Source organism: Halorubrum sp. AD140 (assembly GCF_034497445.1).
In the GTDB taxonomy this organism is placed as follows: Archaea; Halobacteriota; Halobacteria; order Halobacteriales; family Haloferacaceae; genus Halorubrum.
The window spans coordinates 98585-122524 of sequence record NZ_JAXRUU010000001.1 but is presented as its reverse complement, the minus strand read 5'-3'; the positions used below and the strand labels follow the sequence as shown (position 1 = coordinate 122524).

The 23940-nt window shown below is 70.3% G+C and carries 26 protein-coding genes; 12 read left to right on the top strand and 14 right to left on the bottom strand.

Features of this window, described 5'->3' with window-relative positions:
• Positions 1-214 precede the first annotated feature (214 nt).
• Positions 215-952, top strand: a complete 738-nt coding sequence (locus U4E84_RS00655) for a TMEM165/GDT1 family protein (RefSeq protein WP_322530158.1) — start codon at positions 215-217, stop codon at positions 950-952.
• Here U4E84_RS00655 and rnhB read toward each other — a convergent pair.
• From rnhB to U4E84_RS00640, 3 genes are all read right to left on the bottom strand, one after another.
• Positions 949-1656, bottom strand: coding sequence for a ribonuclease HII (rnhB, locus tag U4E84_RS00650; protein WP_322530157.1), 708 nt, complete (start codon positions 1654-1656; stop codon positions 949-951). The two genes, U4E84_RS00655 and rnhB, sit on opposite strands and share 4 nt — an antisense overlap.
• A gap of 53 nt (positions 1657-1709) precedes the next feature.
• Positions 1710-2081 carry a 30S ribosomal protein S8e gene (locus tag U4E84_RS00645; RefSeq protein WP_322530156.1) on the bottom strand — a complete coding sequence of 124 codons (372 nt, stop codon included), beginning with the start codon at positions 2079-2081 and terminating at the stop codon, positions 1710-1712.
• Between the two features lie 80 nt (positions 2082-2161).
• On the bottom strand, positions 2162-3796 hold the full coding sequence (locus tag U4E84_RS00640) for an NAD-binding protein (RefSeq protein ID WP_322530155.1): 1635 nt from the start codon (positions 3794-3796) through the stop codon (positions 2162-2164).
• Positions 3797-3922: 126 nt separating this feature from the next.
• Between U4E84_RS00640 and U4E84_RS00635 the strand changes: the two genes are divergently transcribed.
• The 4 genes from U4E84_RS00635 (at position 3923) to U4E84_RS00620 (ending at position 6040) form a co-directional block, all read left to right on the top strand.
• The gene (locus tag U4E84_RS00635; RefSeq protein ID WP_322530154.1) at positions 3923-4321 is read left to right on the top strand and encodes a helix-turn-helix domain-containing protein; all 399 of its coding nucleotides are present in this window, start codon (positions 3923-3925) and stop codon (positions 4319-4321) included.
• Positions 4318-4596, top strand: coding sequence for a hypothetical protein (locus U4E84_RS00630; protein WP_322530153.1), 279 nt, complete (start codon positions 4318-4320; stop codon positions 4594-4596). The genes U4E84_RS00635 and U4E84_RS00630 overlap by 4 nt, the downstream gene beginning before the upstream one ends.
• A gap of 109 nt (positions 4597-4705) precedes the next feature.
• Positions 4706-5407 (top strand): helix-turn-helix domain-containing protein, encoded by a 702-nt coding sequence (locus U4E84_RS00625; RefSeq protein ID WP_322530152.1) that lies wholly within the window; start codon positions 4706-4708, stop codon positions 5405-5407.
• Between the two features lie 87 nt (positions 5408-5494).
• A complete protein-coding gene (locus U4E84_RS00620) occupies positions 5495-6040 on the top strand; it encodes a DUF1684 domain-containing protein (protein ID WP_322530151.1) in 546 nt (181 codons plus the stop codon).
• Positions 6041-6097: 57 nt separating this feature from the next.
• On the opposite strand, the gene U4E84_RS00615 is transcribed toward U4E84_RS00620, so the two are convergent.
• Positions 6098-6259, bottom strand: a complete 162-nt coding sequence (locus U4E84_RS00615) for a hypothetical protein (protein WP_322530150.1) — start codon at positions 6257-6259, stop codon at positions 6098-6100.
• Between the two features lie 135 nt (positions 6260-6394).
• On the opposite strand from U4E84_RS00615, the gene U4E84_RS00610 reads away from it, so the two are divergent.
• From U4E84_RS00610 to U4E84_RS00600, 3 genes are all read left to right on the top strand, one after another.
• Entirely contained in the window at positions 6395-7498 is a 1104-nt protein-coding gene (locus U4E84_RS00610) for an NADH:flavin oxidoreductase/NADH oxidase (RefSeq protein ID WP_322530149.1), read from the top strand.
• 54 nt (positions 7499-7552) lie between these two features.
• Positions 7553-8800, top strand: coding sequence for a GNAT family N-acetyltransferase (eis, locus tag U4E84_RS00605; RefSeq protein WP_322530148.1), 1248 nt, complete (start codon positions 7553-7555; stop codon positions 8798-8800).
• A gap of 85 nt (positions 8801-8885) precedes the next feature.
• A complete protein-coding gene (locus tag U4E84_RS00600; RefSeq protein ID WP_322530147.1) occupies positions 8886-9713 on the top strand; it encodes a hypothetical protein in 828 nt (275 codons plus the stop codon).
• A gap of 36 nt (positions 9714-9749) precedes the next feature.
• Here U4E84_RS00600 and U4E84_RS00595 read toward each other — a convergent pair whose 3' ends face one another.
• The 3 genes from U4E84_RS00595 to U4E84_RS00585 all read right to left on the bottom strand — a co-directional run bounded on the left by U4E84_RS00595 (position 9750) and on the right by U4E84_RS00585 (position 12652).
• Positions 9750-10499, bottom strand: coding sequence for a sugar phosphate isomerase/epimerase (locus U4E84_RS00595; protein WP_322530146.1), 750 nt, complete (start codon positions 10497-10499; stop codon positions 9750-9752).
• A gap of 81 nt (positions 10500-10580) precedes the next feature.
• Positions 10581-11651 (bottom strand): methionine synthase, encoded by a 1071-nt coding sequence (locus U4E84_RS00590; RefSeq protein WP_322530145.1) that lies wholly within the window; start codon positions 11649-11651, stop codon positions 10581-10583.
• Positions 11651-12652: a 5-methyltetrahydropteroyltriglutamate--homocysteine methyltransferase gene (locus U4E84_RS00585; RefSeq protein ID WP_322530144.1), complete on the bottom strand. Its 1002-nt coding sequence runs from the start codon at positions 12650-12652 to the stop codon at positions 11651-11653. Before U4E84_RS00585 ends, U4E84_RS00590 begins: the two co-directional genes overlap by 1 nt.
• Before the next feature lie 111 nt (positions 12653-12763).
• Between U4E84_RS00585 and U4E84_RS00580 the strand changes: the two genes are divergently transcribed.
• Positions 12764-13714, top strand: coding sequence for an ABC transporter substrate-binding protein (locus tag U4E84_RS00580; protein WP_322530143.1), 951 nt, complete (start codon positions 12764-12766; stop codon positions 13712-13714).
• Between the two features lie 43 nt (positions 13715-13757).
• On the opposite strand, the gene U4E84_RS00575 is transcribed toward U4E84_RS00580, so the two are convergent.
• The gene (locus U4E84_RS00575; RefSeq protein WP_322530142.1) at positions 13758-13955 is read right to left on the bottom strand and encodes a hypothetical protein; all 198 of its coding nucleotides are present in this window, start codon (positions 13953-13955) and stop codon (positions 13758-13760) included.
• A gap of 156 nt (positions 13956-14111) precedes the next feature.
• Here U4E84_RS00575 and U4E84_RS00570 point away from each other — a divergent pair, with 156 nt between their 5' ends.
• Positions 14112-14810 (top strand): bacterio-opsin activator domain-containing protein, encoded by a 699-nt coding sequence (locus U4E84_RS00570; protein WP_322530141.1) that lies wholly within the window; start codon positions 14112-14114, stop codon positions 14808-14810.
• Positions 14811-15002: 192 nt separating this feature from the next.
• On the top strand, positions 15003-16730 hold the full coding sequence (locus U4E84_RS00565; protein WP_322530140.1) for a PAS domain S-box protein: 1728 nt from the start codon (positions 15003-15005) through the stop codon (positions 16728-16730).
• A 104-nt stretch (positions 16731-16834) separates the two neighbouring features.
• On the opposite strand, the gene U4E84_RS00560 is transcribed toward U4E84_RS00565, so the two are convergent.
• The 6 genes from U4E84_RS00560 to gpmI form a co-directional block, all read right to left on the bottom strand.
• Positions 16835-17482, bottom strand: a complete 648-nt coding sequence (locus U4E84_RS00560) for a HemK2/MTQ2 family protein methyltransferase (RefSeq protein ID WP_322530139.1) — start codon at positions 17480-17482, stop codon at positions 16835-16837.
• Entirely contained in the window at positions 17479-18804 is a 1326-nt protein-coding gene (locus U4E84_RS00555) for a mechanosensitive ion channel family protein (RefSeq protein ID WP_322530138.1), read from the bottom strand. Before U4E84_RS00555 ends, U4E84_RS00560 begins: the two co-directional genes overlap by 4 nt.
• An 8-nt stretch (positions 18805-18812) precedes the next feature.
• A complete protein-coding gene (locus U4E84_RS00550) occupies positions 18813-19751 on the bottom strand; it encodes a 16S ribosomal RNA methyltransferase A (RefSeq protein ID WP_322530137.1) in 939 nt (312 codons plus the stop codon).
• 43 nt (positions 19752-19794) lie between these two features.
• Entirely contained in the window at positions 19795-20376 is a 582-nt protein-coding gene (locus tag U4E84_RS00545) for a DUF655 domain-containing protein (protein WP_322530136.1), read from the bottom strand.
• A 47-nt stretch (positions 20377-20423) separates the two neighbouring features.
• On the bottom strand, positions 20424-21566 hold the full coding sequence (locus U4E84_RS00540) for a thiolase family protein (RefSeq protein ID WP_322530135.1): 1143 nt from the start codon (positions 21564-21566) through the stop codon (positions 20424-20426).
• Positions 21567-21629: 63 nt separating this feature from the next.
• Positions 21630-23114, bottom strand: a complete 1485-nt coding sequence (gpmI, locus tag U4E84_RS00535; RefSeq protein ID WP_322530134.1) for a 2,3-bisphosphoglycerate-independent phosphoglycerate mutase — start codon at positions 23112-23114, stop codon at positions 21630-21632.
• A gap of 132 nt (positions 23115-23246) precedes the next feature.
• Here gpmI and U4E84_RS00530 point away from each other — a divergent pair, with 132 nt between their 5' ends.
• Positions 23247-23912 carry an ArsR family transcriptional regulator gene (locus U4E84_RS00530; protein ID WP_322530133.1) on the top strand — a complete coding sequence of 222 codons (666 nt, stop codon included), beginning with the start codon at positions 23247-23249 and terminating at the stop codon, positions 23910-23912.
• Positions 23913-23940: the final 28 nt, after the last annotated feature.

Genomic DNA, 23940 nt, shown 5'->3' with positions numbered 1-23940 from the left:
CGTTCCGCTCGCCGATGCGAACGAGAAGCCAACAAATTCTTAGTTTAGACTCCTCTAAATCGAGCATGGCGACCGACGGCCACCCCGGGGCGACAGGTTCGACCGATCCGCGACCCGAAGCCGGTCATCCGCGATCCGGAGCCACGGCCGCCCCGCGGACGGGCGCGTTCGTCCGGTCGGTCGAGACCGACGATCGAGGAGGTGACGGGAACGCATGACCACCTACTCGGAGATACTGGTCGTCGCCTTCGTGTCGCAGTTGGCCGTGCTGCCCGGCGAGAAGGTGCAGTTCATGATCGCCGCGCTGTCGACGCGGTACGACCCGAAGGTGGTCGTCGCGGCCGCGGGGTCGGCGTTCGCCGGGTGGACCGCGGTCGAGATCGCCTTCGGACGCGCGCTGCAGTCGGCGCTGCCGGGCGTCGCCCTCGACGCGGTGACAGCAGCGCTGTTCTTCGCGTTCGCGTACCTGCTGTACCGGTCGATGCCCGACCGCGACTCGGGTCGGACCGTCTCCGACGGCGTCGACGCGCAGAGATCCAGCGACGGAGCGCCGGCCGACGCCGACTTCGTCGACCTGGACTCGGTGACGCTCCCCTGGCCGCTGGACCGCTACTCGGGGTCGCTCGGCGGCTTCCTCCCGATCTTCGCGCTCACGGCCACCGGCGAGTTCGGCGACAAGACCCAGCTGGTCACGATCGGACTGGCGGTGCAGTACGGGGCGACCTCCGCCATCTGGGTCGGCGAGATGCTCGCGATCATTCCGGTCAGCCTCGCGAACGCCTACTTCTTCCACACGTTCGCCCACCGCTTCGACGTGCGGCGGGCGCACCTCGCGTCCGCGGTGCTGTTCGCCTTCTTCGGCGCCGACACCGTCCTCTCGATCGCCACCGGGTTCTCGGTGTGGGAGACGGTCGTCGGCGCCGTGAGCGGCGCGGTCTCGGCGCTGCTCTAGAACTCGTGTAACGCCGACTGCTCGGCGGCCGCCAACGCGTCGTCGCAGGTCGCCCACGACCGGCGGGCGCAGTCGGGCACGTCGCCGCGGTCCGCGACGTACGCGCGCAGGAACGCCCGCGTCGTCGGGTCGCTCGGGTAGCCGCTCCCGACGCCGTCGTACGCCGGGTACCGGTCGTCGATCGCCGCCATCCGGGCGTCGCGGGCCACCTTGGCGACGACGCTCGCCGCGCCGACGACCGGGTCCGCCTCGTCGGCGCCGTGGAAGGCGGCGACGTCGACGCCGGGGAGGTCGTCGACCGCGCCGTCTGCGTCTCCGTGCTCCTCGACGAACTCGCCGAGCCGCCGGGCGAACCGCGCCTCGCTGGTGTCGCCCGCGTCGGCGACCACGCGGATCGGTCCGTCGAGTGCGGCGGCGAGCCCGCCGTCCAGCGCGGCCCGCACAGCCCGCGCCTGCCCGCGGACCGTGAGCGTGTTCATGTCGGTGTCGGGGCGGTCGATCTCGGCGGGCTCGCCGAACGCGACGCCGACGGCGACGCCGTCGCTTCCGCGGATCGCCTCGTCCAACGCCTCGCGTCGCTCCGGGGAGAGCCGCTTCGAGTCGTCGACGTCTGCCGGGAGGCTCGCCGGGTCGGCGAGCACGGCCGCGGCGACCATCGGCCCGAGCACGGGCCCCTTTCCGGCCTCGTCGACGCCGAGGTACACGCGTCGGTGGTCGTCGGCGAACGGTAAATACGTTCAGAAAGCGGGCGGCGGGCTCAGTCGAGGAGGACCGCGTTGACCTGCCCGGTCTGGCCGGGACGCGAGGTGACGCGCGCGCGGCCGGCGGACGTGTCGATGATGGCGCCCTTGGTGATGATGTTCCGACGGGCGTAGTTGACGTTGGAGGGGTTGTCGACGACGTTCTCGATCTCCGCCTCGCTCACCTCGCCGTCCGCGGCGACCTGCGCGACGTTCGTCGCGAGCGCGCGGACCTTCCTCTCGGTGCCGCGGGAGTCGATGTACTGGACCCGCGTCTCGCCGACGGTGGTCTCGGCGGGCTCGCGGCCGAGCTGGTGGCGCTTCTTGTTCGAGGCGTGCTTGAGTCGGCCGCCCGTCCGCTTGCGCGTGGAGCGTCCCTGGTCTTTCATACCGGTACGAACAGCCAGCGAATACTTGAAGCGTTCGACTCGCTCCGGCCGCGAGGCCGGCGGGAGCGGCGACGTGGCGGTCAGCCGAACAGCCGCTCGAACTCGCGGATCCCCTCGTCCGTGCCGACGACGACGAGCTCGTCGTCGCCGCGGATCCGCGTGTCGGGACCGATCTCGGTGACGACCTCCTCGTCCCGCTCGACGGCGATGACGGTGCAGCCGGTCGCCTCGCCCACGTTCGCCTCCGCGACCGTTCGCCCGGCGAGCCGGGGAACGCGGCTCCTGACGACCTCGATCTGCTGGTCGAGCGAGAGCACGTCCCGGCCCTCCAGCACCGTCGAGGCGCACATCCGCCCGGTGACCGTCGACAGCGAGAGCACGTAGTCGGCGCCCGCGCGGTGCATCTTTCGGACGCTCGCGCGCTCCTCGACGCGCGCGAGCACCTGTGCGCTCGGAGCGAGGTCCCGGACCACCAGGGTCGTGAACTCGGTCGTGGCGTCCTCCGGCAGCGCGAGCACCACGGTCCGCGCGTCCTCGACGCCCGCGGCTCGCAGGGTCTCCGGCTCGGTCGCGTCGCCGACGACGTCGACGTTCTCGGCGTCGTCCCGGTCGACGACCGTGACCGGGAGCCCGGCGTTCGTGACCGTCTCGGCGACGGTTCGGCCGACCTGTCCGTACCCGATCACCACGGTCTCGCCCGCGCCGAACCGTCGCGTCGCGGAGTTGGTCAGGTCGACGAGCCGCTCCAGCTGGTCCGACCGACCGGAGACGAGGAGGACCGTCCCGGCCGACAGCGTCGCGTCCGGCGACGGCGTCGCGTCGAACTCCCCGTTGAACCACGCGCCGATCACGTTGACCCCGGCGCGCTCGCGGATCCCGCTGTCGGACAGCGTCGAGCCGGCGAGCGGGCTCCCGTGCGGCACCGTCACCTCCGCCAGCCGCAGCGAGTCGTCGATGGCGATCGCCTCGCCGAGGTCGGTCTGGAGCGCGGTCGTCACCTTCGCGGCGAGGCTCTCGCCCAGCAGCGATCGCGGCGAGAGCACCTCGTCCGCGCCCGCGAGCCGGTGGTACCGGCCGTGCTCGCGGGTCTCCACGACGCTGATGATCCGCACGTCCGACGACACCTCCTCCGCGGCGAGCACGATACTCACGTCGATTTGGTCCGAGACGTCCGTCACCAGCGCCTTCGCGTCGGAGAGGTTCGCGGCCGACAGCCCCGCCGTCGACTCCGGATCGGCGCAGATAACGGTGTGACCCGCCTCGTAGAGGTCCCTCGCCCGGTCGGCGTCGGGCTCGACGATCGCGTACGGGATCCCCTCCGAGCCCAACTCCTCGATGAGCGCGTCCGACCGCGACGTGTCCGAACAGACGACGACGTGACCGGATCGGTCCGCCTCGAGCGCTTGCGGGACAGTCGTCGAGAAGGCCGTCTCTAAGAGCGGCGTGACCACCACCGGCAGCGCGCCGATGAGAAGCACCATCCCGACGAGGTCCATCACGGCGATGAACGCGTTCATCTGCTGGCTCTCCCACGGGGCGTCTCCGCCGAACCCGGTCGTCGAGAACATCTCGACCGAGAAGCGGAGCGCCTCGATCAGCGTGCGCGGCTCTCCCTCGTACACTCGCATTCCCCAGCGGTAGGCGACGGCGGTGGAGATCAGCACGAAGAGGACGAACGCGGAGTATCCGACGACGCGGCGCTTCCACGAGTCCATCGGACCGCCGTACGGAGTCCACCCACAAAAACGGGGCGCGTCCGTCGGCGCCGCGGACGGCGCGCGGTCGCGTCGCGCCGGGCGAAGTTCGATGGTTTAAGTCGTGGGGGGGTCCAACGGTGGAGTATGGTGCGGGACCCGTCGCGCGAGGAGGATCCGCCGTCGGTCGAGGACGTGCTGGACGCGCTGGCCGACGACGCCGCGCGTCGGATCGTGACGGCGCTCGCCGAGCCGAAGACGGCGAGCGATCTCTCCGAGGAGTGCGACATCCCCCTGTCGACGACGTACCGGAAGCTGGAGAAGCTGACCGACGCGTCCCTGCTCCGGGAGTCGACCGACATCCGGCGCGACGGTCAGCACACCACGCGCTACTCCGTCTCGTTCGACTCCGTGACGGTGTCCCTCGACGACGCGGCGGACGGGAGCGACGGGGACCGCGAGCTCACCGTCGAGTTCGCCCGCCCGGAGCGCACCCGGGACGAACGCCTGGCAGACCTCTGGTCGGAACTCCGAGAGGAAACATGACAACGCACATCGACCTCGCCATCATCGTGGCAAAGACCGCCATCCTGGTACTCGGTGGCAGCATCACCTACTACGCGCTCCGCGCGTACGGCAGGACGGGTGACCCGTCGCTGCGGGCGCTCGGGATCGGCTTCGGCGTCGTGACCGTGGGCGCGCTGATCGGCGGCGTCTCCCACCAGATCATCGGCGCCGACCTCGCGGTGGGGATCGCCGTCGACAGCCTGCTGACCGCGGTCGGCTTCGGCGTCATCGTCTACTCGCTGTACGTGGAGTGATCGCGCCTCGTCTCACCCATCCCTTCCGGTTCTCGGCTCGTCCGGGTTCGACGCCCGACGAACCTCGCTTTCGGTAGCCTTTTGCGGCGCTCGCACCTCGGAGTCGGCAATGAGCGACGCACGCGAGGAGCTCTCCCGCCGGATCGCCGGCGAGATAACGCTCAGCGACGACCCCGGGGCGACCCTCCGGAAGTGGCGGACCGACTTCGACGTCTCCCAGACGGAGCTCGCCGACCAGCTCGACGTCTCCTCGTCGGTGATCTCCGACTACGAGAGCGGTCGCCGCGAGAGTCCCGGTATCGGCGTCGTGCGTCGGATCGTCGTCGGCCTCCTCGACATCGACGAGCGGCGCGGCGGCGGGCGGCTCCGCCAGTACGCCCGCGTGCTCTCGGCGGGCTTCGAGAGCGACATCGTCCACGACCTCCGGGAGTACTCCACCGCCGTGCCGGTCGAGGAGTTCTACGAGGCGATGGGCGCGACCGAGGTCGTCCGCGGCGACCGGGACCACGTCAACGGGCACACTGTCATCAACTCCATCGAGGCGATCACGCGGCTCTCCAGCGAGGAGTTCTACCGGCTGTACGGGCAGTCGACGAACCGCGCGCTCGTGTTCACGGGGGTGACCCGCGGCGAGTCGCCGCTGGTCGCGCTCCGGGTCGTGAGCCCGACGCCGAACGCGGTCGTCCTCCACGGGATCGAGGCCGAGGACCTCTGGGACCACGCCGCCGACCTCGCGCGCGTCGATCGGTTCTCGCTGGCGACGTCGACCCGTGACCTGGAGGACTGCCTGGCCGACCTGCAGGCGCTTTGAGCGCCCCGGCGTGACGGTCGCCGTCGGTGTCGGGGTGGCCCCGCCCGAACCGCGGCCCTGAAACCGCCGGCGCCCCACCCTCCACGCATGACCGACGAGTACGCCGAGCGGCTCCGCGCCAACCGCCGCGAGAAGGACGAGTTCTTCGCCGAGCACCCGCAGTCGCCGATCCCGCCGGAGCACCGCGACGGGTTCGACGGGCTCGACTACTTCCCGCCCGACCCGGACTACCGCGTCGAGGCGACCGTGACGGTCCACGGCGACCCGGAGCCCGTCGAGATGGAGACGACCGCGAGCAACCCGGTCCGGTACCTCCGGGTCGTCACCTTCGCGTTTGAGGTCGACGGCGCGGAGCACGCGCTCGCCGGGTACCGCCAAGAGGGTGAGGAGGGGGCCATCTTCGTCCCCTTCCGCGACAAGACGACCGGCCAGCAGACGTACTACCAGGGTCGCTATATGGAGCTGGAACCGGAGGGAGAGCTCGCCGACGGCGACGTCGTCACTCTCGATTTCAACCTCGCGTACAACCCGTTCTGCGCGTACAGCGAGACGTTCGCCTGCCCGCTCCCGCCCGAGGAGAACTGGCTGGAGATCGTCGTGCCGGCCGGCGAGCGCGCGCCGGACATCGAGTAGCCGTCGGGCCGCCTCAGCCGTCGAGAGAGTTGAAGTCGCCGAGGCGGTCGGTCCGCGCTACCGCTCCAACTCGACCGTCAGGTCGGTCGCGATCCACGCGTCGGTGTTTCCCTGCTCGGTGAAGACGATGCGGTCGGGCGAACAGCGATTCGCCGCGACGTTCGGCCGTGCGTCCGCCGACTCCTCGGCGCCGCGCTCGATACGGTCCCCAGTGCTCATTACCGGTTCGTCAGGGGTACGGGAGGTTATAGGTTTCGGTCGGCCTAAAGCGTCGGGAGGGCGGCGACGAGTGGCTGCGGCGATCCGCGTGGGGGATCGGAGCGCATTACCCGACGGCGACCCTCCGGCCCGACGATGACGGAAACGCTTTTCTCGCCGCTGACGTTGCGCGACACCGAGCTCCGGAACCGCGTGATGTTGTCGCCGATGTGTCAGTACTCCGCGGACGACGGGTTCGCGACCGACTGGCACCGGATCCACCTCGGCTCCCGCGCGGTCGGCGGCGCCGGCGTGGTGATGACCGAGGCGACCGCCGTCGAGGAGCGGGGTCGAATCACCCCGGGCTGTCTCGGGATCTGGTCCGACGAGCACGCCGAGGCGATCGAGCCGATCGTCGAGTTCGTCCGGTCGCAGGGCGCGACGCCGGGGATACAGCTGGCGCACGCCGGCCGCAAGGCGTCCCACCGACCGCCGGCCGAGGGCGGCGACCCGATCCCGCTCGACGACCCCGCGGGCTGGGAGACGATCTCGGCGAGCGACGAGCCGTACCCGGACGGCGACCGCGCCGAGAGCGGCGAGCCGGCGGCGACGCGCCGGATGGACGGCGACGACGTCGACGACGTGATCGAGGCGTTCGCCGACGCCGCGACGCGCTCGCTCGACGCCGGCTTCGAGATCGCCGAGGTCCACGCGGCCCACGGCTACCTCCTCCACCAGTTCCTGTCGCCGGTCACCAACGACCGCGACGACGAGTACGGCGGGAGCTTCGAGGACCGGACGCGGCTCCTCCGCGAGGTCGTCGAGGCCGTGCGGGACGTCTGGCCCGACGACAAGCCCGTCTTCGTCCGGATCTCCGCGACCGACTGGCTGCCCGACCGCGACTCGTGGGACGTCGACGACTCCGTGCGGCTGGCCCCGATCCTGGCCGAGGCCGGCGCCGACCTGATCGACGTCTCCGGCGGCGGGATCCACCCGGATCAGCGGCTGCCGGGAACGGGGCCCGGCTATCAGGTGCCGTACGCCGAGGCGATCCGCGAGGGGACCGACGTGCCGGTCGCCGCGGTGGGCGGGATCACGGAACCGTCACACGCCGACGCCCTGGTCCGGAACGGGCGGGCCGACCTGGTCGCGCTCGGCCGCGAGCTGCTCCGGCACCCGTACTGGCCGCTGAAGGCCGCCCACGAGCTCGGCGCGGACGTCGAGTGGCCGGTGCAGTACCGCCGCGGTCGGTTCGACTGAGGCTCCCTCTCGCGCCCCGGGAAGACTTATTCCGCTCCCGCGAGCCGACCGCGTATGGACGACCTCGAGTACCGCCCGTTCCCCGACGAGCGCGCCGACGAGTTCGGCGCGTTCATGCGGTACGCCTTCTCCCCCGCCGAGGGCCCCTACGACCCCGAGGCGGCGGACGACCACGACTCGATCGCCGAGCGGCGCGGGCTGTTCGACGCGACCGACGACCCCGTCGCGGTCTGCGCGCACCACTACTTCCCGCTGCGGATCCGCGGTGCCGACCGCGAGGTCGCCGGGCTCTCCGCGGTCGCCTCTCCGCCCGAGCACCGCCGGCGGGGGAACGTCGGGCGAATGCTCCGCGAGTCGCTCGCGGAGTACCGCGCCCGCGGCGTCGACGTCTCGGTCCTGTGGCCCTTCGAGTACTCGTTCTACGCGAGCTACGGCTGGGCGACCGCGAGCCGCTACCGCCGTCTCACTGCACCTCCCGCCCAGCTGGGCTTCGTGGACGACCTGATCGCGACCGACGGCGACGCAGCCGGGACGTTCCGACCGCTCGACGAGAGCGATTACGCCGTTGTCGAGCCCGTGCTCGCGGCGATGGCGGACCGCTACGACCTCACCATGGCGTGGAGCGAGGAGTGGTGGCGCGAGCGCGCGCTCTCGGGGTGGAAGACCGACCCGTTCGTGTACGGCTGGGAGCGCGACGGCGACCTCCGCGGGCTCTGTCGGTACGTCTTCGACGACGACCCGGACGACGCAGACGAGACCGTCATGCGTGTCTCCGACGTCGCCGTCGCCGACGACGAGGCGTGGTTCCAGCTCTTGCGGTTCTGTCGCAACCACGACTCGCAGGTCGGTGAGGTCCGGATCCGCGCCCCGCCCGACGCGCCGCTCCTCGACCTCGTCGAGGACCCCCGCGCGGTCGACTGCGAGGTCCGGACCGGCCCGATGGTCCGCGTCGTCGACGTCACCGCCGCCCTCGAAGCGCTCGATCCGGACCCCGGAGTCGAGGCGACGGTCTCGCTCGCGGTCGAGGACCCGCTCGCCTCGTGGAACGACGGCGTCGTTCGCGTGACCGTCGGGGGCGGGTCCGTCGCGGTCGACGGGCTCGACGCCGAGTCTCGCGACGCGGACGCCGCCGTCGACGTCGGTGCCCTCTCGCAGCTGTACGTCGGCTATCGGTCCGTCGACGCGCTGCTCCGGGCCGGGATGCTCTCGGGAGGCGGTGGGACCCCGCTCGCCGACGCCGCCGCGGACGCCCTCCGCGCGCTGTTCCCGCCGCGGACGACGCACCTCCGAGAGGGGTTCTGAGTCGCCGTAGCGGTCGCCTCGACCACGCCGGCGCTGGCACTCACGCCGGCCGGGCTTTTTATCCGCGCGCCGCGTACCGCCCGCCATGAGTTCCCGCGATCGGCACGACGACGACCTCGAGGAGCGGCTCGACGAGCTCGAGGACGTCCTGAGTGAGCTCCGGCGCGACCTCCGGGAGACCGAACGCGACCGGCGGGGACCGCCCCGGCCGCCGCGCCTCTCGGAGTTGGTCCGGTTCACCGAGCAGTACACGATCCCGACGGTCATCGCGCTCCTGGAGACGACGATCACGTCGCTGGAACTGCTCCGCGGGACCCTCCGGCTCGCCGACCCCGGACGGAGCGTCGCCGACGCCGACGCCGCCGGCGACCGCCTCGCCGACGTTCGCGACGGCGCGAGCGCCGGTCTCGCGCGGTCGCTCTCGGAGCTCCGGACGGCGCTCTCCGAGGGCGACCTCCCCGAGGAGGCCGCCTCGCGCTCCATCATCGGCGACGCCCGCGACCTCACCGCGGAGATAGAGTCGCGCATCGAGGAGGGCCGGCGGGAGGCCGACGCCGCGCGGCGGCGGGACCGCCGCGACGATCCCCGGACCGACCGGGGACGCGGCCGCCCCGCCGACGCTCCCGACCGCACCCGCGGGGTCCGGATCGACGTGACCGATCCCGACGCGGCGTCCGAGGCGGACGTGGCTGGCGACGACCTGGGCGACGACGCCGAAGACGTCGAGGACGACCCCGCCCCCGAAGTCGACGTCGAGTCCGAGCTGGAGTCGATCAAACGGCAGATCGACGGCGACGAGAACGATCCGGCCGACGAGGCCGCGACCGGCGACGGAGTCGAGGACGAGACCGACGACGAGACCGACGACGAGACCGACGACGAGACCGACGACGAGACCGACGACGAGAACTGACCGTCTCGCTCGCCGCAGCGGTCCCGCCGTCCGCGTTCAAAACTCCGCGCCGAGCCGCTCGGCGACGCGCTCCGCCGAGTCGACGAGCAGGGCGTCGTCGTCGGTGAACACTTCCAGCGCGACGGTGCCGTCGAAGCCGTCGAGCGCGGCGGCGGCGGCGTCGTAGTCGACCTCGCCGGCGCCGACCGGGAGGTGCGTGTCGCCGCGGCGGCGCACGTCGTGGCAGTGGAGGTGCGAGACGCGGTCGCCGTGGGCTCGGAGGAACCGTTTTATCGCCTTGTCGTCGCCCTCCATGTACGCGTGCCCCACGTCGAAGCAGATCGGCGTGTCCGTCTCGCGGGCGATCTCGCCGAGGACGGAGAGCTGGAGCCCCGCGTGCTGGTGGCCGACGTTCTCGACGACGACCTCGACGCCCGCCTCGCGGCCGGCGTCGGCGACGCGCCGGAGCTGCTCGGCGGCGACCTCGCGGAACTCGACGTCGTCGCGGTCGGCGGAGGTGGCGTGGAGCACCGCCTTCTCCGCGCCCAGATCGCCCGCGGCCTCCAGAAGTCGCCGCTGGTAGTCGACGATGGCGTCGTTGACCTCTGGAACGTACGTCGCCAGCCGCTGGCCGTACGGGAGGTGGACGAGCAGGTCGCGGCCGGCGAGCGCGTCGGTCAGGCGCCCGTGGTCGATATCGCCGGGGACGAGCGTCGGCTCGCCGACCCCGAGCTCGCAGAAGTCGAACCGCGACGGCGACGCCGCGAGACGGTCGAGGTCGTCGCCGACGGTGAGACCGATCTCCATGTGGGTGGTGGGTGCGGCGGCGTGTTATATGTAGTGCCGCGAGTGGTGTGACCGCTCTAGAGAGGGAGTCCGGTCGAGCGATCAGTCGTCGAGCGGGTTCTCGACGTCGATCTCGCCGGCGTCGATCTCGGCTTCGACCTCGCGGGCGGCGGTGACCATGTTCTCGGTCTTGCCGTACGCGATCTCGCGCGGGAGTAGCTTCAGCCCGCAGTCGGGCGAGATCGTGAGCTTCTCCGGCGGGACGACGCGGAGGCCCTGCCGGATGTTCTCTTTGATCTCCTCGACGGGCTCGATCTCGGCGGTGTGGGCGTCGACGACGCCGAGCGCGAGGTCGGGCTCGAACTCGGGGTCGGTGAACGTCGGGATCTGCTCGTACTCGCCGTTACACAGCTCGACGTCGAACTCGTCGATCGGGTAGTCGTTGATCTCGGGGTAGATCCGCGAGTAGTCCCCGTAGCAGACGTGGAGGCCGATGCGGACCTCGTTGTCGATGCCCGAGACGATGCGTTCGAGGGCCTCGCCGACGATGGCGTGGTCCTCGGGCGTCGTCGCCAGCGCGGGCTCGTCGATCTGGACGTACCGCGCGCCCGCCTCGACGAGCTTCTCGACCTCCTCGTTGACGAGGTCCGCGAGGTCGTAGACCAGCTCCTCGGTGGAGGGGTACGCCTCGTTGAACGCCCAGAACCCCAGCGTGTACGGACCCGTGATGGGGACCTTGACGGGGCGCTCGGCGACGTTCGAGGTGAACTCGAACTCGTCGACGAGCCACGGCTCGTCGTACTCGACCTCTTCGACCACGCTCGGCTTGTCGAAGTAGTTGTGGCCCCACACCTTCACCGGGCCGTTGAACTCGTAGCCGTCGATGCGGTCGGCGAAGAACTCCACCATCTCGTTGCGCCGCATCTCGCCGTCGACGACCGTGTCGAGCCCGGCGCGCTCGTGCTCGTGAGTGATCAGCCGACAGGCGTCGTCGTGGGCCTCCGTCAGGTCGTCGTCGTCGAACTTCGAGTCGGGGTCCTCGACGAGCTCGTCGGCGCGGTTCAGCCACTTCGGCTTCGGGTACGAGCCGACGACGGTCGTCAGCAGGAACGCGTCGTTCGGGTGGTCGGTCGGGCGGAACTGTTCGCGGTTGGCTTCGGGGGTTCGGACCATTACTCGAGCACCTCCGTGGCGGCGGCCAGCGCGTTCAGCTTCGCGCGGTACTTGTTCGCGGGCAGGTAGAACAGCTCCGTGTTCGGGGTCAGGTACGTCCGGTCGAACCCCTCGGCGGGGATCTGCGACTCGAACCACTCGACGCGCTCCGCGATCGTCTCCGGCTCCTCGACGAGCGTGTTCTGTCCGTCGACGAGGCCGAGCGCGAGCGAGTCGGTGGACCCGAACTCCTGGACGTTGTAGAGGGTGTCGTCGCGGTCGCCGGCGACGAGGTCGAGCCCGAGCGCGTCCGCGTCCGCCTCGTCGACGAGGTGAGCGTACAGCTTCTCGCCGAGCGCGCCGTAGAACGTCTGGACGACGACGTCGGCGTCGGTCGCGTCGGCGACCGTCGCGATCGCGTCCGTGGCGGTCGACTCCTCGCCCTCGGCGGGCGGGTTCGTCACCAGCGACGGCTCGAGGAGGAACAGCGTCTCGTGGGCGGGGAACGCCTCCACCTCGCCGGCCAAGAAGTCGGCGACGGCGGCCTGGAACGCGGACTCGTCTCCGTAGCGCTCGTCGGTCGCGAGGTCGGCGAGCGAGTAGGGGCCGGGAAGCGTGGCGGCGAGGGGGGCCTCGCCGTCGATCAGTCGCTCGGCCGACTCCAGCTCGCGCGCCACGTCGCCGGAGAAGTCGAGGTCGTCGACGACGCGGGGGTCGCGGTAGAAGTTGTTGTTGTCGTAGTACCTGACGATCCCGCCGGTCTCGACGCTCTCGTGTACCGTCAGCGGGTGGGCGATCATGTCGTCCCAGCGGCCCTGCCCCTCGACGACGCGGTCGAGGCCGGCGTCCAACTGGTCGTCGACGAACTCCGCGCGGACCTCGTCGTACTGCTCGACGATCGCCTCGCCCTCGTGGCCGCTCAACAGGTCGCCCTTCTGGTGCCCCTTGAGGTCCGAAAGCGTCTCTTTCGCCCAGTCCGGGAGCGGATACAGCCCCGGCGTGGCCGCGACACGTTCAGTCATCACCAGTCATTCGATATGCCGCCGTATAATATTTGCTAATACATTTTATGCGTTTGGGTTATTCTCTGCGACCGACAGAACGGTTAAGCCCGCGGTCGCGAAGCGATACCCATGACCGTCGTCTCCCTGTTCCCCTCCGCCACCGAGCTGGCGGCAGCGCTCGGCGCGACGCCCGCCGCGGTCTCACACCAGTGCGACCGCCCGGCCGCGGTCGAGGACCGACCGACGCTCACCGGGCTCGTCCGGGACCTCGACGCCGACCCCGCCGCGATCGACCGGATCGCGGCCCACGACGGCACCTACTACCTCGACGGCGACCGGCTCGCCGCGGCCGATCCCGACGTGATCCTCACGCAGGGCGTCTGCGCGGTCTGCGCGCTCGACGCCGGCCTCGCGCACCGGGCGGTCGAGCGGCTCGACCTCGACGCGGCGGTGCTCGACGTGCACGCCGACGACCTCGACGACGTCCTCGCGAACGTCGAGCGCGTGGGCGAGGCGGTCGACCGGCCGGCGACGGCGGCCGACCTGCGCGCCGACCTCGACGCCCGGATCGACGCCGTCGCCGAGGCGGTCCCCGCGGGCGACGCGGTCGCCTCGGCCGACGCGGGGGAGGCCGTCTCGGCCGACGCGCGCCCCCGCGTCGCCGTCCTCGACTGGACCGACCCGCTCCGCCACGCCGGGCTCTGGGTCCCCGACCTGATTCGGGTCGCCGGCGGAGAGCCCGGGCTCGTCGCGTCGGGCGAGCGGTCCCGAAAGGTCGATCCCGACGAACTGCGCGCCTTCGACCCCGAGGTCGTCGTCGTCGGCCCCTGTAGCGCCGACGTCGACGAGGCCGAGCGCGCGGCCGCCGACCTGCTCGCCCGCGAGTCCCTCGACGACGTGGCGGCGGTGCGCGACGGCCGGGTGTACGCGATGGACGGCACCGCCTACCTGAACCGCCACAGCCACCGCGTCGTCGACACGCTGGAGGCGCTGGCGGCCGTCGTCCACCCCGATCGGTTCGAGGGAACCGACGAGAAGGTGCGGCGCGTCGACGGGGGCGCGGCCGGACCGTCGACGTAGGAACCCCGGGACGCGATCGGCGCGGCTGCGGCTCGTTCCGTAATTACGGACCGAGGTCAGTCGGCGACTTCTTGGAACGTAATCGAATGACCTCGACTTCCCAGCCGCGGTCGTCGTCGACGCGACACTCCCACGCGCGCTCTACGGCGACGCCGTTGCGCGCGGCTTCGCAGAGAAATTCAGTGAGGCCGTGCCGGAACGCTTCCTCGTCTACGGGCTCGGCGAGTTGGATCTGTAACATACGTGGTGTAGGCGTACGCGAGTCAGTGCATGAGAACCACCCAGACCAACGACACCGAGATCTGACGAGTCGTATTCCGTCGCTGATAAGCGTCAACTGTGTGAACAAGGGCCAGACATAAACACTTTGCCACGGTACCGCTAGCGAAGGGTCCCAATGGCTTCCCAGGAGAACGGTTCGTTCGTCGAACTCGAATTCTCGATAGCGGACGACGCGTACCCGGTGATCCGTCTCTCTCGGGACCACGACTGCGAAGTAGACTTGCTCGACGTGTTCCGACCCGTAGACGAGCTGACGACCGCGTTCTTCCACGTCACGGGCGGACAGCCGAACCGGATCCTTCGGGAGTGTCTCTCGGCGGAGCACTGCGAGCACGCCGATATCGTCGACAGGTACGACCACGAGTGTGTCCTTCGAGTCTCGGTCGTCCACAGCGTCTTCAGCACACTCGCAAGGGCCAACATTCCGCTTCAATCGATGAGCGTCTCGAAGGGGGACGCGCGCCTCGTCGCAACGGTGCCCCCGGACAGAGTGCCGAGTGAAGTCATCGACTGGGTCAAGAGTCAGCATCCGGCGATCGAACTGAGACGAAGACAGCCCACGAGCATCGCCGCACCGTTCGTCACGCGGCGGGCCTTCCAGCGGCTCCTCGCCGAACGGCTGACCGATCGGCAGTGGAACACGCTTCGCCTCGCGTTCGAGCGCGGCTATTTCGAACGTCCGCGACGAATCACCCAGGAGGGGATCGCCGAGGAGCTGGATCTCTCGCCGTCGACGGTCGGTCAGCACCTCCACACCGCGCTTCGAAAGCTCCTCTACACCCTCTTTTCGGACGCCGCTTCCCAGGAAGACTGATCCCACAGAGCCGAGGGGCTCGCCGCGCTCACACGTGTTGTGTGGGTGTCATACCGCTCTCTAAGGGTAGGCACGTTTTCAGCCGCCGACCGGTGAGTAGAGACGATGGAACGATCAGTCGGTCGAAATATCTCGTCCACTGCGGCCGAATTCTCTCCGCTCGTTGACATTGCGGAGATCACCGTGCTTCACGTGGACGACGATCTCGCCTTCGCGAAACTGGCGGCGACGTTTCTCGAGCGCGAGGATCCCGACCTGGGTGTCATCCACGAACCGAACGGCGAAGCGGCCCTGGAGACGCTCGACGACGAGACCGTCTCGATCGACTGCGTCGTGAGCGACTACCAGATGCCGGAGATGGACGGTATGGAGCTCCTCGAAGCCGTTCGGGAACGCTCACCGACGCTCCCGTTCATCCTGTTCACGGGGAGGGGTTCGGAGGAAGTCGCCGGACGCGCCATCTCCAGCGGCGTCACCGACTACCTACAGAAGGAGCACGGAACGGATCAGTACGCCGTCCTCGCGAATCGGATCGGGAACGTCGTCGAGCAGACGCGCGCCGAGAAAAAGAAGTGGCAGCTGCTCACGGCGATCGAAACCGCCCGCGAAGGGATCAGCCTCCTCGACCAAGAGGGACGGTTCACATACGTGAACAGCTCCTACGCGGACGCGTACGGGTACGATCGCGAGGAGTTACTCGGCGAACACTGGGAGGTGCTCTATCCGGAGGACCGACTCGATCGCGTCTACGAACGTCTCCTCCCGATGATTCCCGACGAGGGCGATGTCCGAGAGCGAACGGTCATGGAGCGAGCGGACGGGTCCGAGATCCTCGTCGATCACGCGCTCTCATACACGCCGGACGGTACGATGGTTTGCAACATCAACACGCTCTCGGCGGAGCGAGATCGGCGCGGCCTGCTTGCGGACGTCTTCGACGCGTTGGACGACCTGCTGTTCTTCTTCGACGAGGAGGGGAATCTGGAGTTCTGGAACGAGCGAGTCGAAACCGTGACGGGCTACACGGCGGCCGAACTGTCGAAACGAACGCCCCAGGACTTCGTCCGCGAAGCGGACCGGGACGAGGTGAACAGGTACCTGGAGGCCACCCGTGAGAACGGCACGGCTCGGGTCGAGGTCCAGTTGCGGCGCGAGGACGGCGAGACGATCCCGTACGAGTTCATCTCGAAGCCCGTGGTGAACGACGGAGGAGACGTGATCGGCCGCATCGGACTCGGGCGGGACATCTCCGAGCGCAAGCGGTACGAACGGCGGTTCGAACGCCAGAACGAACGACTCGAGCACTTCGCCCAGGTCCTCTCGCACGATCTTCGGAATCCGGTCGCCATCGCGAGGGGGCACTTCGATCTGTACCGGAAGAGGGGAAACGAGACGCACTACGAGACCGCGATGACGGCGATCGATCGCATGGACAGCCAGATCACGGACATTCTGGAGCTCGCACAGACCGGCGATCTGATCCACGCGAGCGATTACGAGACGACCGAGTTAGAGACGGTCTCGGAACACGCCTGGGCGATGATTCGCTCCGAGGACGCCACGCTCGAGGTCGCCGGGACTGGGGAGGTCGAGGCGGACGCCAGTCGGCTGCAGCAACTGTTGGAGAACCTGTTTCGAAACGCGATAGAACACGGCGGAAGCGCCGTCTCGGTTTGCGTCGGACTGCTGCCGGACGAGCCCGGACTGTACGTCGAAGACGACGGTCCGGGGATCCCACCCGACCAACGCGACGCGGTCTTCGACGCCGGGCACTCGACGAAAGACGGCGGCACCGGGTTCGGGTTAGCGACCGTGAAACAGTTAGTGGAAGCGCACGACTGGGAGATCCGCATCACGACGGGAACGCTCGGCGGGGCCCGGTTCGAGATCAGCGGCGTCGAGTTCGCGGCCGAGGACTGAGTCCGCTTGCCGACGGTTCCGCGTCGAACGCGTGCGCCGCGGCCGGCGCGAAACCGACTGGAAGCGACACGTCACGTAGGGGTCTGGTCGTCACCGAGCGTCCGTCACGCCCGTCGAAGCGCGAGCACGGTGAGCGTCTCGAACGGGAACGACTCCTCGACGACGGCGTCGCTCTCGAAGCCGGCCTCTTCGGCCAGCGCCAGCACCTCGTCGTACCCGGTCAGCGAGGAGACGAGGAGCAGGACGACGCCGCCCGGGGCGAGGACGCGACCGACGTCCGCGAGGAACGGCTCGATCAGTTCGCGCCCCGACTCGCCGCCCGAGAGCGCGTGCTCCATCCAGTCGCCCCACTCGTTGTCGGGGTCGGTCGGGAGGTACGGCGGGTTGAAGCAGACGGTGTCGAACGCGTCCCCGCGGAACGGGGCACAGAGGTCGGCGACGACGGCCTCGACGCCGCGCTCGCGGGCCTGTCGCGCCGCGTGCGGGTTGAGGTCACCGCCGACCACGTCGAGGTCGCGCTCCGCGGCGATCGTCGCCGCGACCCAGCCCGACCCGGTGCCGACCTCCAGCACGCGGCCGCGCGCGGCCTCGACCGCGGCCTCGGCGAGGAGCCCCGAGTCCTCGGCGGGCTGGTAGACGACGGCGTCGTCGACGCCGCGGCGCGCCGCGAGGTCGGCGGCGGTGTCGTCGCGTTCGTCGTCGGCGTCGCGCTCCTTCTCGCCGGCCGTTCCTCGCTCCGATCCGTCGCTCACCGGTCCGCCTCCCCGTCGTTTTCCCCCTCGTCGTCGGTCCCGTCGTCGCCCTCGCCGCTCCCGCGGCCGGCTCCGTCGGCCGGCTCGCCGCCGTCGCCCCGGCTCGTTCCGCCCCGCGTCGCCGCCCGACCCTCGACTTCCGCGTCGAGCTGGGGCCCGGACGTCCCCTCCGCGCGGGCGGAGAGCGTCTGCTGCGGGAAGGGGATGACGATCCCCTCGGCCTCCAGTTCGGTCTTGATCGCGCCCATCGCGGCCGTCTGGGTGCGCCAGCGCTTCCGCATGCTCGGGTTCCGGATCCAGTACCGGACGCCGAGGACGACCGCCGAGTCGTCGAACCGCTTCGTCACCACGTCCGGTTCGGGCATCGCGGCCACGTCCTCGACGCCGGCGACGGCCTCCTCGATCACGCTCGCCGCGCGCTCGACGTCCGTCGCGTAGTCGACGCCGACCTCGACTTCGATCCGCAGGCGGTTGCGCCGCGACCGGTCGACGATCGGGCCCGAGCGCACGTCGTCGTTCGGCAGCGTGACCACCTCGCCGTCGAACGACCGGAGGCGCGTGCTCATGATCGAGATCTCCGTGACGGTGCCCTCGTGGTCGCCGACCTCGACCCAGTCGCCGACCTCGAACGGTCGGGAGAACATCAGCACGAATCCGGCGAGCACCGCACCGAGCGTCTGGCGGGCCGCCATCCCGACCACGATCCCGAGGAAGCCGGCCCCGACGAGGAGGCCGCCGACGTTGTCGGTGAACAGCCCGACCACGACGAGCAGCGCGAAGGTGTACACCGTCAGCTGCGTGACTCGGAGGAGGACCTCCTCTTGGTGGTCCGTGAGCACGGTGCTCTCGGCGGATATCTCGCGGATGACGCCGCCGAGGAAGTCGGTGACGGCGTAGGCGATCGCCAGCAACACCACCGCGATCACGACGTTCGACAGCTGGTCGGCGATCGCCGCCGACTCGAACGCGTTGAGGAGCGCCCCGCTCCGGTCCCACACCACGAGCAGCGAGAGCGCGCCGACCGCGGTGGCGGCGCCGACGGACGCCGAGAGCAGCAGCCGCTGCGTCGAGGATAGCTCCTCGTCTCGGCGCTTCGCCCACCCGGTGAGAAGTCGGACGCCGAGCACGGCGGCGAGGATCAGCACGGACGTGAGAGTGCGTCTGACGTTCTCGGTCAGGACGCTGTAGAGGTTGCCGAGGGGATCCGCGGAGGTGCCAGTGGCGGTCACCACCTCCGTGAGCGGCGCGACAGGGAGAGGCGAGACGGAGAGCGGCGCGACGAGGAGCCCTCCGACCGCGAGAACCGCGTCTGCGACCGTCATCCCCGCGATCACACCTCGGTCGGAGAGCCGCGCTCGCGAGCCAGTTCGGCCAGCGCGGCGAACTCGGACGGCTCCAGCGTCCCGGGGCGTCGGCCGAGCAGCTCCTCGTCGGCGGCCTCGACGACGGCGTCGGGGTCGTCGAGGCCGGAGATGTGAGCGGTGTTCCGGATCGCGTTCCGCGTCGTCTTGCGCCGCTGGGTGAAAAGCGCCTTCACGAACCGGAGGAAGAACGCCTCGTCGCCGACCGCGTAGTCGGGGTCGCGGGGCGTACACCGGACGACGGCGCTCTCGACCGCGGGCTGGGGGTCGAACGCTTCCTTCGGGACGCGCTCGACGATCTCGACGGCGGCGTAGTGCTGCGCCGAGACGGAGAGCCGGCCGTACTCCGGCTCGCCCGCCGACGCCACCATCCGATCGGCGAACTCGGCCTGGAACATCAACACGAGCGGCTTCCCCTCGGGGAGCAGGCGGAAGGCGATCTCCGAGGAGACGCCGTACGGGAGGTTGGCGACGCAGGCGGTGAACGGCGGCAGGTCGACGTCGAGCGCGTCGCCCTCGATCACGTCGAGGAGGCCTTCCTCGACCGCGGTCGCGAACTCCTCGCGGAGGAAGTCGGCGAAGGACCCGTCGCGCTCGATGACGGAGAGGTGACCGGGGCCGTCGTCGGCAGCGCCGTGGGTAGCGTCGCCGTCGCGGTCGTCGTCGGCCTCGTCGACGATCGTCGCCAGCAGCCGGTCGGTGAGCGCGCCCGCGCCGCCGCCGATCTCCAGGAGGTGACTCGCGTCCGCGTCGTCCGGCAGGTACCCCGGGATCCGGTCGAGCACGCGGTCGTCGACGAGGAAGTGCTGGTCGCGGTCGGGGTTCGCGCGCTCCCCGGCGCGCCGCGCGAGGGCGTCGGGGTCGCGGTCCCCGTACGTCGCGGCCGTTCCCGCCGGTGCGTCGGTCATGGCCGCGATAGGCCGGGGGTCCGGGTAAAAGTCCCGTTTCGACTCACTCCTCGCGGCCGGCGAACGTCCGGTACTTCAGGTCGTCTTTCCGTATCTCCTCGATAATTCGCTCGACGATCACCTCCCGCGGGCGGTGGAGTCCCGAGACGCGCTCGGACACCTCCGCGAAGCTCTCGAAGGGACCGCGCTTGCGCTCGTCGAGGACGTTGTTCCGGAGCTGCTTGCCGATCCCCGGGAGCAGGTTGAGCTGGTGGAGCCGGAGCGTGATCGGGCCGGCCTCGTTGTAGAAGTCGACGAAGCGCTCCTCGTTGGCGTCGACGATCGCCTCGACGGCGTACTCCACCTCCGCGGCCGCGTTCCGCGTGAGACCGTCGAAGGACACCTCGCGGTACCGGCCGACCGTCGGCCCGTCGAGCGCGACCCGGTCGCTCACGGACGCGTCAGCGTCCGCGGCGAGGTCGAGCTCGTACAGTCGGAACGACTCCGCCCCGAGGCCGTACGCGACCGGCGACTTCCGGGAGGGGGGCCGGTCGTCGTCCGGCCGCCCGTTCGGCAGCACGTCCAGGAGGACGACGGTCGGACCGTCGTCGTCCGCGTCGGGGGCGTCGGGTTCGGTATCTGACATACGTAACGCACCGCTCCGAACGGTGAAAAAACCGCTGCCGACGGGGCCTACCGCGAGAACTCGATCGCGGCGCCCTGCCCGAAGCCGACACAGAGGGTCGCGAGCCCCCGGTCGGCGTCGCGCTTCTCCATCTCGTGGAGCAGCGTGACCGGGAGGCGCGCGCCGGAGGCGCCCAGCGGGTGACCGATCGCGATGGCGCCGCCGTTCACGTTGTAGCTGTCCTCGTCGACGCCGAGCTCGCGGCGAGCGTACTCGCACTGGGAGGCGAACGCCTCGTTGAGCTCCACGAGGTCGTAGTCGTCGATCGTCCGTCCGGCGCGGTCGAGCAGGCTCCGCGTCGCGGGCACCGGCCCGATCCCCATCACGGTGGGGTCGACGCCGGCGACCGCGTTCGTGCCGACCTCGGCGAGCACGTCGAGCCCGTGGTCATCGGCGAACGCCCGGCTCGTCACCAGCGTCAGCGACGCGCCGTCGGAGATCTGCGAGGCGTTCCCGGCCGTCACCGTCCCGTCGCCCGTGAACGCGGGCGGCAGCTCGGCGAGCGTCTCGGCCGTCGTGTCAGGGCGGATCCCCTCGTCCCGCTCGATCAGGCCGTCGTCCGTCTCGACCGGGACGATCTCGTCGTCGAACCGGCCGGAGTCGGTCGCCTCGGCGGCCCGCTGATGGCTTCGAGCCGCGTACTCGTCCTGCGCCTCGCGGCTCACGCCGTACTCCTCGGCCACCTTCTCGGCGGTCATCCCCATCTGGAGCTGGAAGACGTTGTACCGCTCGGAGAGCTCCGGGTGGAGGTGCTGGTAGGAGTCGCCGTCCATCGGGACGCGGCTCATGTTCTCGACCCCGCCGGCGACGACGCAGTCGCGGTTGCCCGCGGCGATCGCGTCCGACGCGGAGATGATCGCCTGCATCGAGGAGGCGCACCAGCGGTTGATCGAGGTCGCGGGCACGGACTCGCCGAGCTCCGAGAGCAGCGCGATGACGCGGGAGACGTTGTTGTCCTGCTCGGCGCGCTGCTGGGCGACCCCCCACATCAGGTCGTCGACGTGGTCGCTCGTCAGCCCCGTCTCCGCGAGCGCGTGGTCGATGAGCGTTCGGGAGAGGTCCTCACTCCGGACGTCGGCGAAGACGCCCCCGTCCTTCCCCTGCGGCGTCCGGTAGGCGGCCGCGATCACCGGCGTGGTCTCGTCTGCCATGAACGATCACAGGCCGGTGACGGTCTTAAATGGCCGTGGAACCGCCGGAAATCGGACCGGAGTTTACCGTTTACTTTCGAGGAGCGGCTCACCGGTCATCTCCGGTGGACGGTCGAGCCCGATCAGCTCCACGAGGGTCGGGGCGATGTCGCACAGCGAGCCGTTCTCGCGGACCGTTCGCCCTCCGTCGTCGCCGTCGGGCGTCAGGTAGACGAAGGGTACCGGGTTGAACGTGTGGGCGGTGTGGGGGTCCTCGGGCGTGCCCATGTCGTCGGCGTTGCCGTGGTCGGCGGTCACGACCGCGTGGCCGCCCGCGTCGGCGACCGCGTCCAGGAGCCGGCCGAGCTGCGCGTCGACCGCCTCGACGGCCTCGACGGCGGCGTCGAAGTCGCCGGTGTGTCCCACCATGTCCGGGTTCGCGTAGTTGAGGACCATCAGGTCGGGGTCCTTCTCGCCGATGATATCGATCGCCTGGTCCGTGAGCTCCGGCGCCGACATCTCCGGCTGCAGGTCGTACGTGGGGACGTCCGGGCTCTCCACGATCTCGCGCAGCTCGCCGGGGAACTTCACCTCGCGACCGCCGTTGAGGAAGTAGGTCACGTGGGGGTACTTCTCCGACTCGGCGATCCGGAGCTGCGTGAGCCCCGCGTCGGCGACGACCTCGCCGATCGTGTTCTCGGGGACCGCCGGCGGGAACGCCACCGGGAACGCGAACGTCTCGTCGTACTCGGTCATCGTCGTCATCCGGACCTCGGGCTGGTCGACCTCGAACCCCCACTCGGGACGGGTGCCGGTGAGCAGCCGGACGAGCTGGCGGGCGCGGTCCGCCCGGAAGTTGAAGAATATCACGGCGTCGCCGTCGGCGAGCGCGGGCCCGCCGGCGACCAGCGTCGGCTCGATAAACTCGTCGGTCTCGCCGCGGGCGTGGGCCTCCCGCGCGGCCTCCACCGCCGTCTCCGCGCGGTGGGGCGCCTCGCGTTCGACGATCGCGTCGTACGCCTTCCGCGTCCGCTCCCAGTTCTCGTCGCGGTCCATCGCGTGGTAGCGGCCCGTGACGGTGGCGACGTGGCCCGTCCCGCGCTCGTCGGCCTTCGCGGTCACGTCCGCGAGGAAGCGGTCGGCGATCTCGGGTGCGGTGTCGCGGCCGTCCGTGAACGCGTGCGTCGTCGCCGGCACCCCGGCGTCCGCGGCGGCGTCGATCAGCGCGAGCAGGTGCTCGACGTCTGAGTGAACGCCGCCGTCGGAGACGAGCCCCATGAGGTGGACCCGACCGCCGGTCGCGGCGACGTGGTCGAGGGCGTCCGCGATCGCCTCGTTGTCCGAGAGCGACCCCTCGACGAGCGCGTCCGTGATCCGGGTGTACGCCTGCTTGACGACCCGGCCCGCGCCGATGTTCAGGTGTCCCACCTCGGAGTTGCCCATCTGGTTCTCGGGGAGCCCCACGCGTCGCCCGTAGACGACGAGGCGGCCGTCGGCGCCGCCGCCGGTCGCTTCGCCCGCGCCGCCGCCGAGCCCCCAGCCGTCGAGGATAACGAGCGCCGTTTCCATACGCCACGTTTCCGTCCCCGGGCTAACTACCCTTCGCTCCGAGCGACGGCGGGAGCCGCCGGGAACCGGACCGGGCGAGACGTGCGGTGCGGTAAGTCAGCCTTTTAGCTGTCCGACGCTAACCATACGTTAATGGATTCCGCGGTACTGCTCGATCTCCTCGGCAACGAGAACCGGCGGCGCATCCTCCGGCTTCTCGCGACCAAGCCGTGCTACGTCACGGAGATCTCGGAGTACCTCGACGTGAGCCCGAAGGCGGTGATCGACCACCTGCGGAAGCTGGAGGAGGCGGGACTGATCGAGTCGACGACCGACGACCAACGCCGCAAGTACTTTCGCATCTCCCGCAGTCTCAGGCTGGAGGTGAACGTCTCCCCGTACGGATTCGGCGCGAAGAGCGCGTACCCGGCCAAGAACAGCCTCGACATGTCCGGACGCTGTCCGCACCTCACGATCGAGGCGCCGATCGGCTCGGGGGCGTCGAGCGATCTCTCGGAGCTCGCCGGCGAGTACGCCCGCCTGCAGGACCTGGACCGCGAGCTCTCGCTGGCCCAGCGATGGGTCCACGGTCGGGTCGAGGACACGCTCGCGGAGATCGACGAGCGGCTCGGAACCGAAGCCGACAGCCGCTTTTACGCCGCGGTGCTTGCGGCGGTGACCGAGACCGACGGCACTCCCGCGGCGGTCGCCAACGAGGTCGGCACCCGCGAGGAGACCGTCGCCGACGCCCTCCGCCGCCTCGCCGACGTCGGCGTGGTCGCCAGCGAGGCGGACGGCGAGCGATACCGCGTCCGGTAGCTCGTCGCCGACGCCGTCTTCCCGCACG

Excerpts from the sequence above, each read along its gene's own strand:
- U4E84_RS00655 (WP_322530158.1), top strand. The coding sequence starts at position 215 with ATGACCACCTACTCGGAGATACTGGTCGTCGCCTTCGTGTCGCAGTTG.
- U4E84_RS00645 (WP_322530156.1), bottom strand. The coding sequence starts at position 2,081 with ATGAAAGACCAGGGACGCTCCACGCGCAAGCGGACGGGCGGCCGACTC.
- U4E84_RS00640 (WP_322530155.1), bottom strand. The coding sequence starts at position 3,796 with ATGGACTCGTGGAAGCGCCGCGTCGTCGGATACTCCGCGTTCGTCCTC.
- U4E84_RS00635 (WP_322530154.1), top strand. The coding sequence starts at position 3,923 with ATGGTGCGGGACCCGTCGCGCGAGGAGGATCCGCCGTCGGTCGAGGAC.
- U4E84_RS00630 (WP_322530153.1), top strand. The coding sequence starts at position 4,318 with ATGACAACGCACATCGACCTCGCCATCATCGTGGCAAAGACCGCCATC.
- U4E84_RS00625 (WP_322530152.1), top strand. The coding sequence starts at position 4,706 with ATGAGCGACGCACGCGAGGAGCTCTCCCGCCGGATCGCCGGCGAGATA.
- U4E84_RS00620 (WP_322530151.1), top strand. The coding sequence starts at position 5,495 with ATGACCGACGAGTACGCCGAGCGGCTCCGCGCCAACCGCCGCGAGAAG.
- U4E84_RS00615 (WP_322530150.1), bottom strand. The coding sequence starts at position 6,259 with ATGAGCACTGGGGACCGTATCGAGCGCGGCGCCGAGGAGTCGGCGGAC.
- U4E84_RS00610 (WP_322530149.1), top strand. The coding sequence starts at position 6,395 with ATGACGGAAACGCTTTTCTCGCCGCTGACGTTGCGCGACACCGAGCTC.
- eis (WP_322530148.1), top strand. The coding sequence starts at position 7,553 with ATGGACGACCTCGAGTACCGCCCGTTCCCCGACGAGCGCGCCGACGAG.
- U4E84_RS00600 (WP_322530147.1), top strand. The coding sequence starts at position 8,886 with ATGAGTTCCCGCGATCGGCACGACGACGACCTCGAGGAGCGGCTCGAC.
- U4E84_RS00595 (WP_322530146.1), bottom strand. The coding sequence starts at position 10,499 with ATGGAGATCGGTCTCACCGTCGGCGACGACCTCGACCGTCTCGCGGCG.
- U4E84_RS00590 (WP_322530145.1), bottom strand. The coding sequence starts at position 11,651 with ATGGTCCGAACCCCCGAAGCCAACCGCGAACAGTTCCGCCCGACCGAC.
- U4E84_RS00585 (WP_322530144.1), bottom strand. The coding sequence starts at position 12,652 with ATGACTGAACGTGTCGCGGCCACGCCGGGGCTGTATCCGCTCCCGGAC.
- U4E84_RS00580 (WP_322530143.1), top strand. The coding sequence starts at position 12,764 with ATGACCGTCGTCTCCCTGTTCCCCTCCGCCACCGAGCTGGCGGCAGCG.
- U4E84_RS00575 (WP_322530142.1), bottom strand. The coding sequence starts at position 13,955 with ATGTTACAGATCCAACTCGCCGAGCCCGTAGACGAGGAAGCGTTCCGG.
- U4E84_RS00570 (WP_322530141.1), top strand. The coding sequence starts at position 14,112 with ATGGCTTCCCAGGAGAACGGTTCGTTCGTCGAACTCGAATTCTCGATA.
- U4E84_RS00555 (WP_322530138.1), bottom strand. The coding sequence starts at position 18,804 with ATGACGGTCGCAGACGCGGTTCTCGCGGTCGGAGGGCTCCTCGTCGCG.
- U4E84_RS00550 (WP_322530137.1), bottom strand. The coding sequence starts at position 19,751 with ATGACCGACGCACCGGCGGGAACGGCCGCGACGTACGGGGACCGCGAC.
- U4E84_RS00545 (WP_322530136.1), bottom strand. The coding sequence starts at position 20,376 with ATGTCAGATACCGAACCCGACGCCCCCGACGCGGACGACGACGGTCCG.
- U4E84_RS00540 (WP_322530135.1), bottom strand. The coding sequence starts at position 21,566 with ATGGCAGACGAGACCACGCCGGTGATCGCGGCCGCCTACCGGACGCCG.
- gpmI (WP_322530134.1), bottom strand. The coding sequence starts at position 23,114 with ATGGAAACGGCGCTCGTTATCCTCGACGGCTGGGGGCTCGGCGGCGGC.
- U4E84_RS00530 (WP_322530133.1), top strand. The coding sequence starts at position 23,247 with ATGGATTCCGCGGTACTGCTCGATCTCCTCGGCAACGAGAACCGGCGG.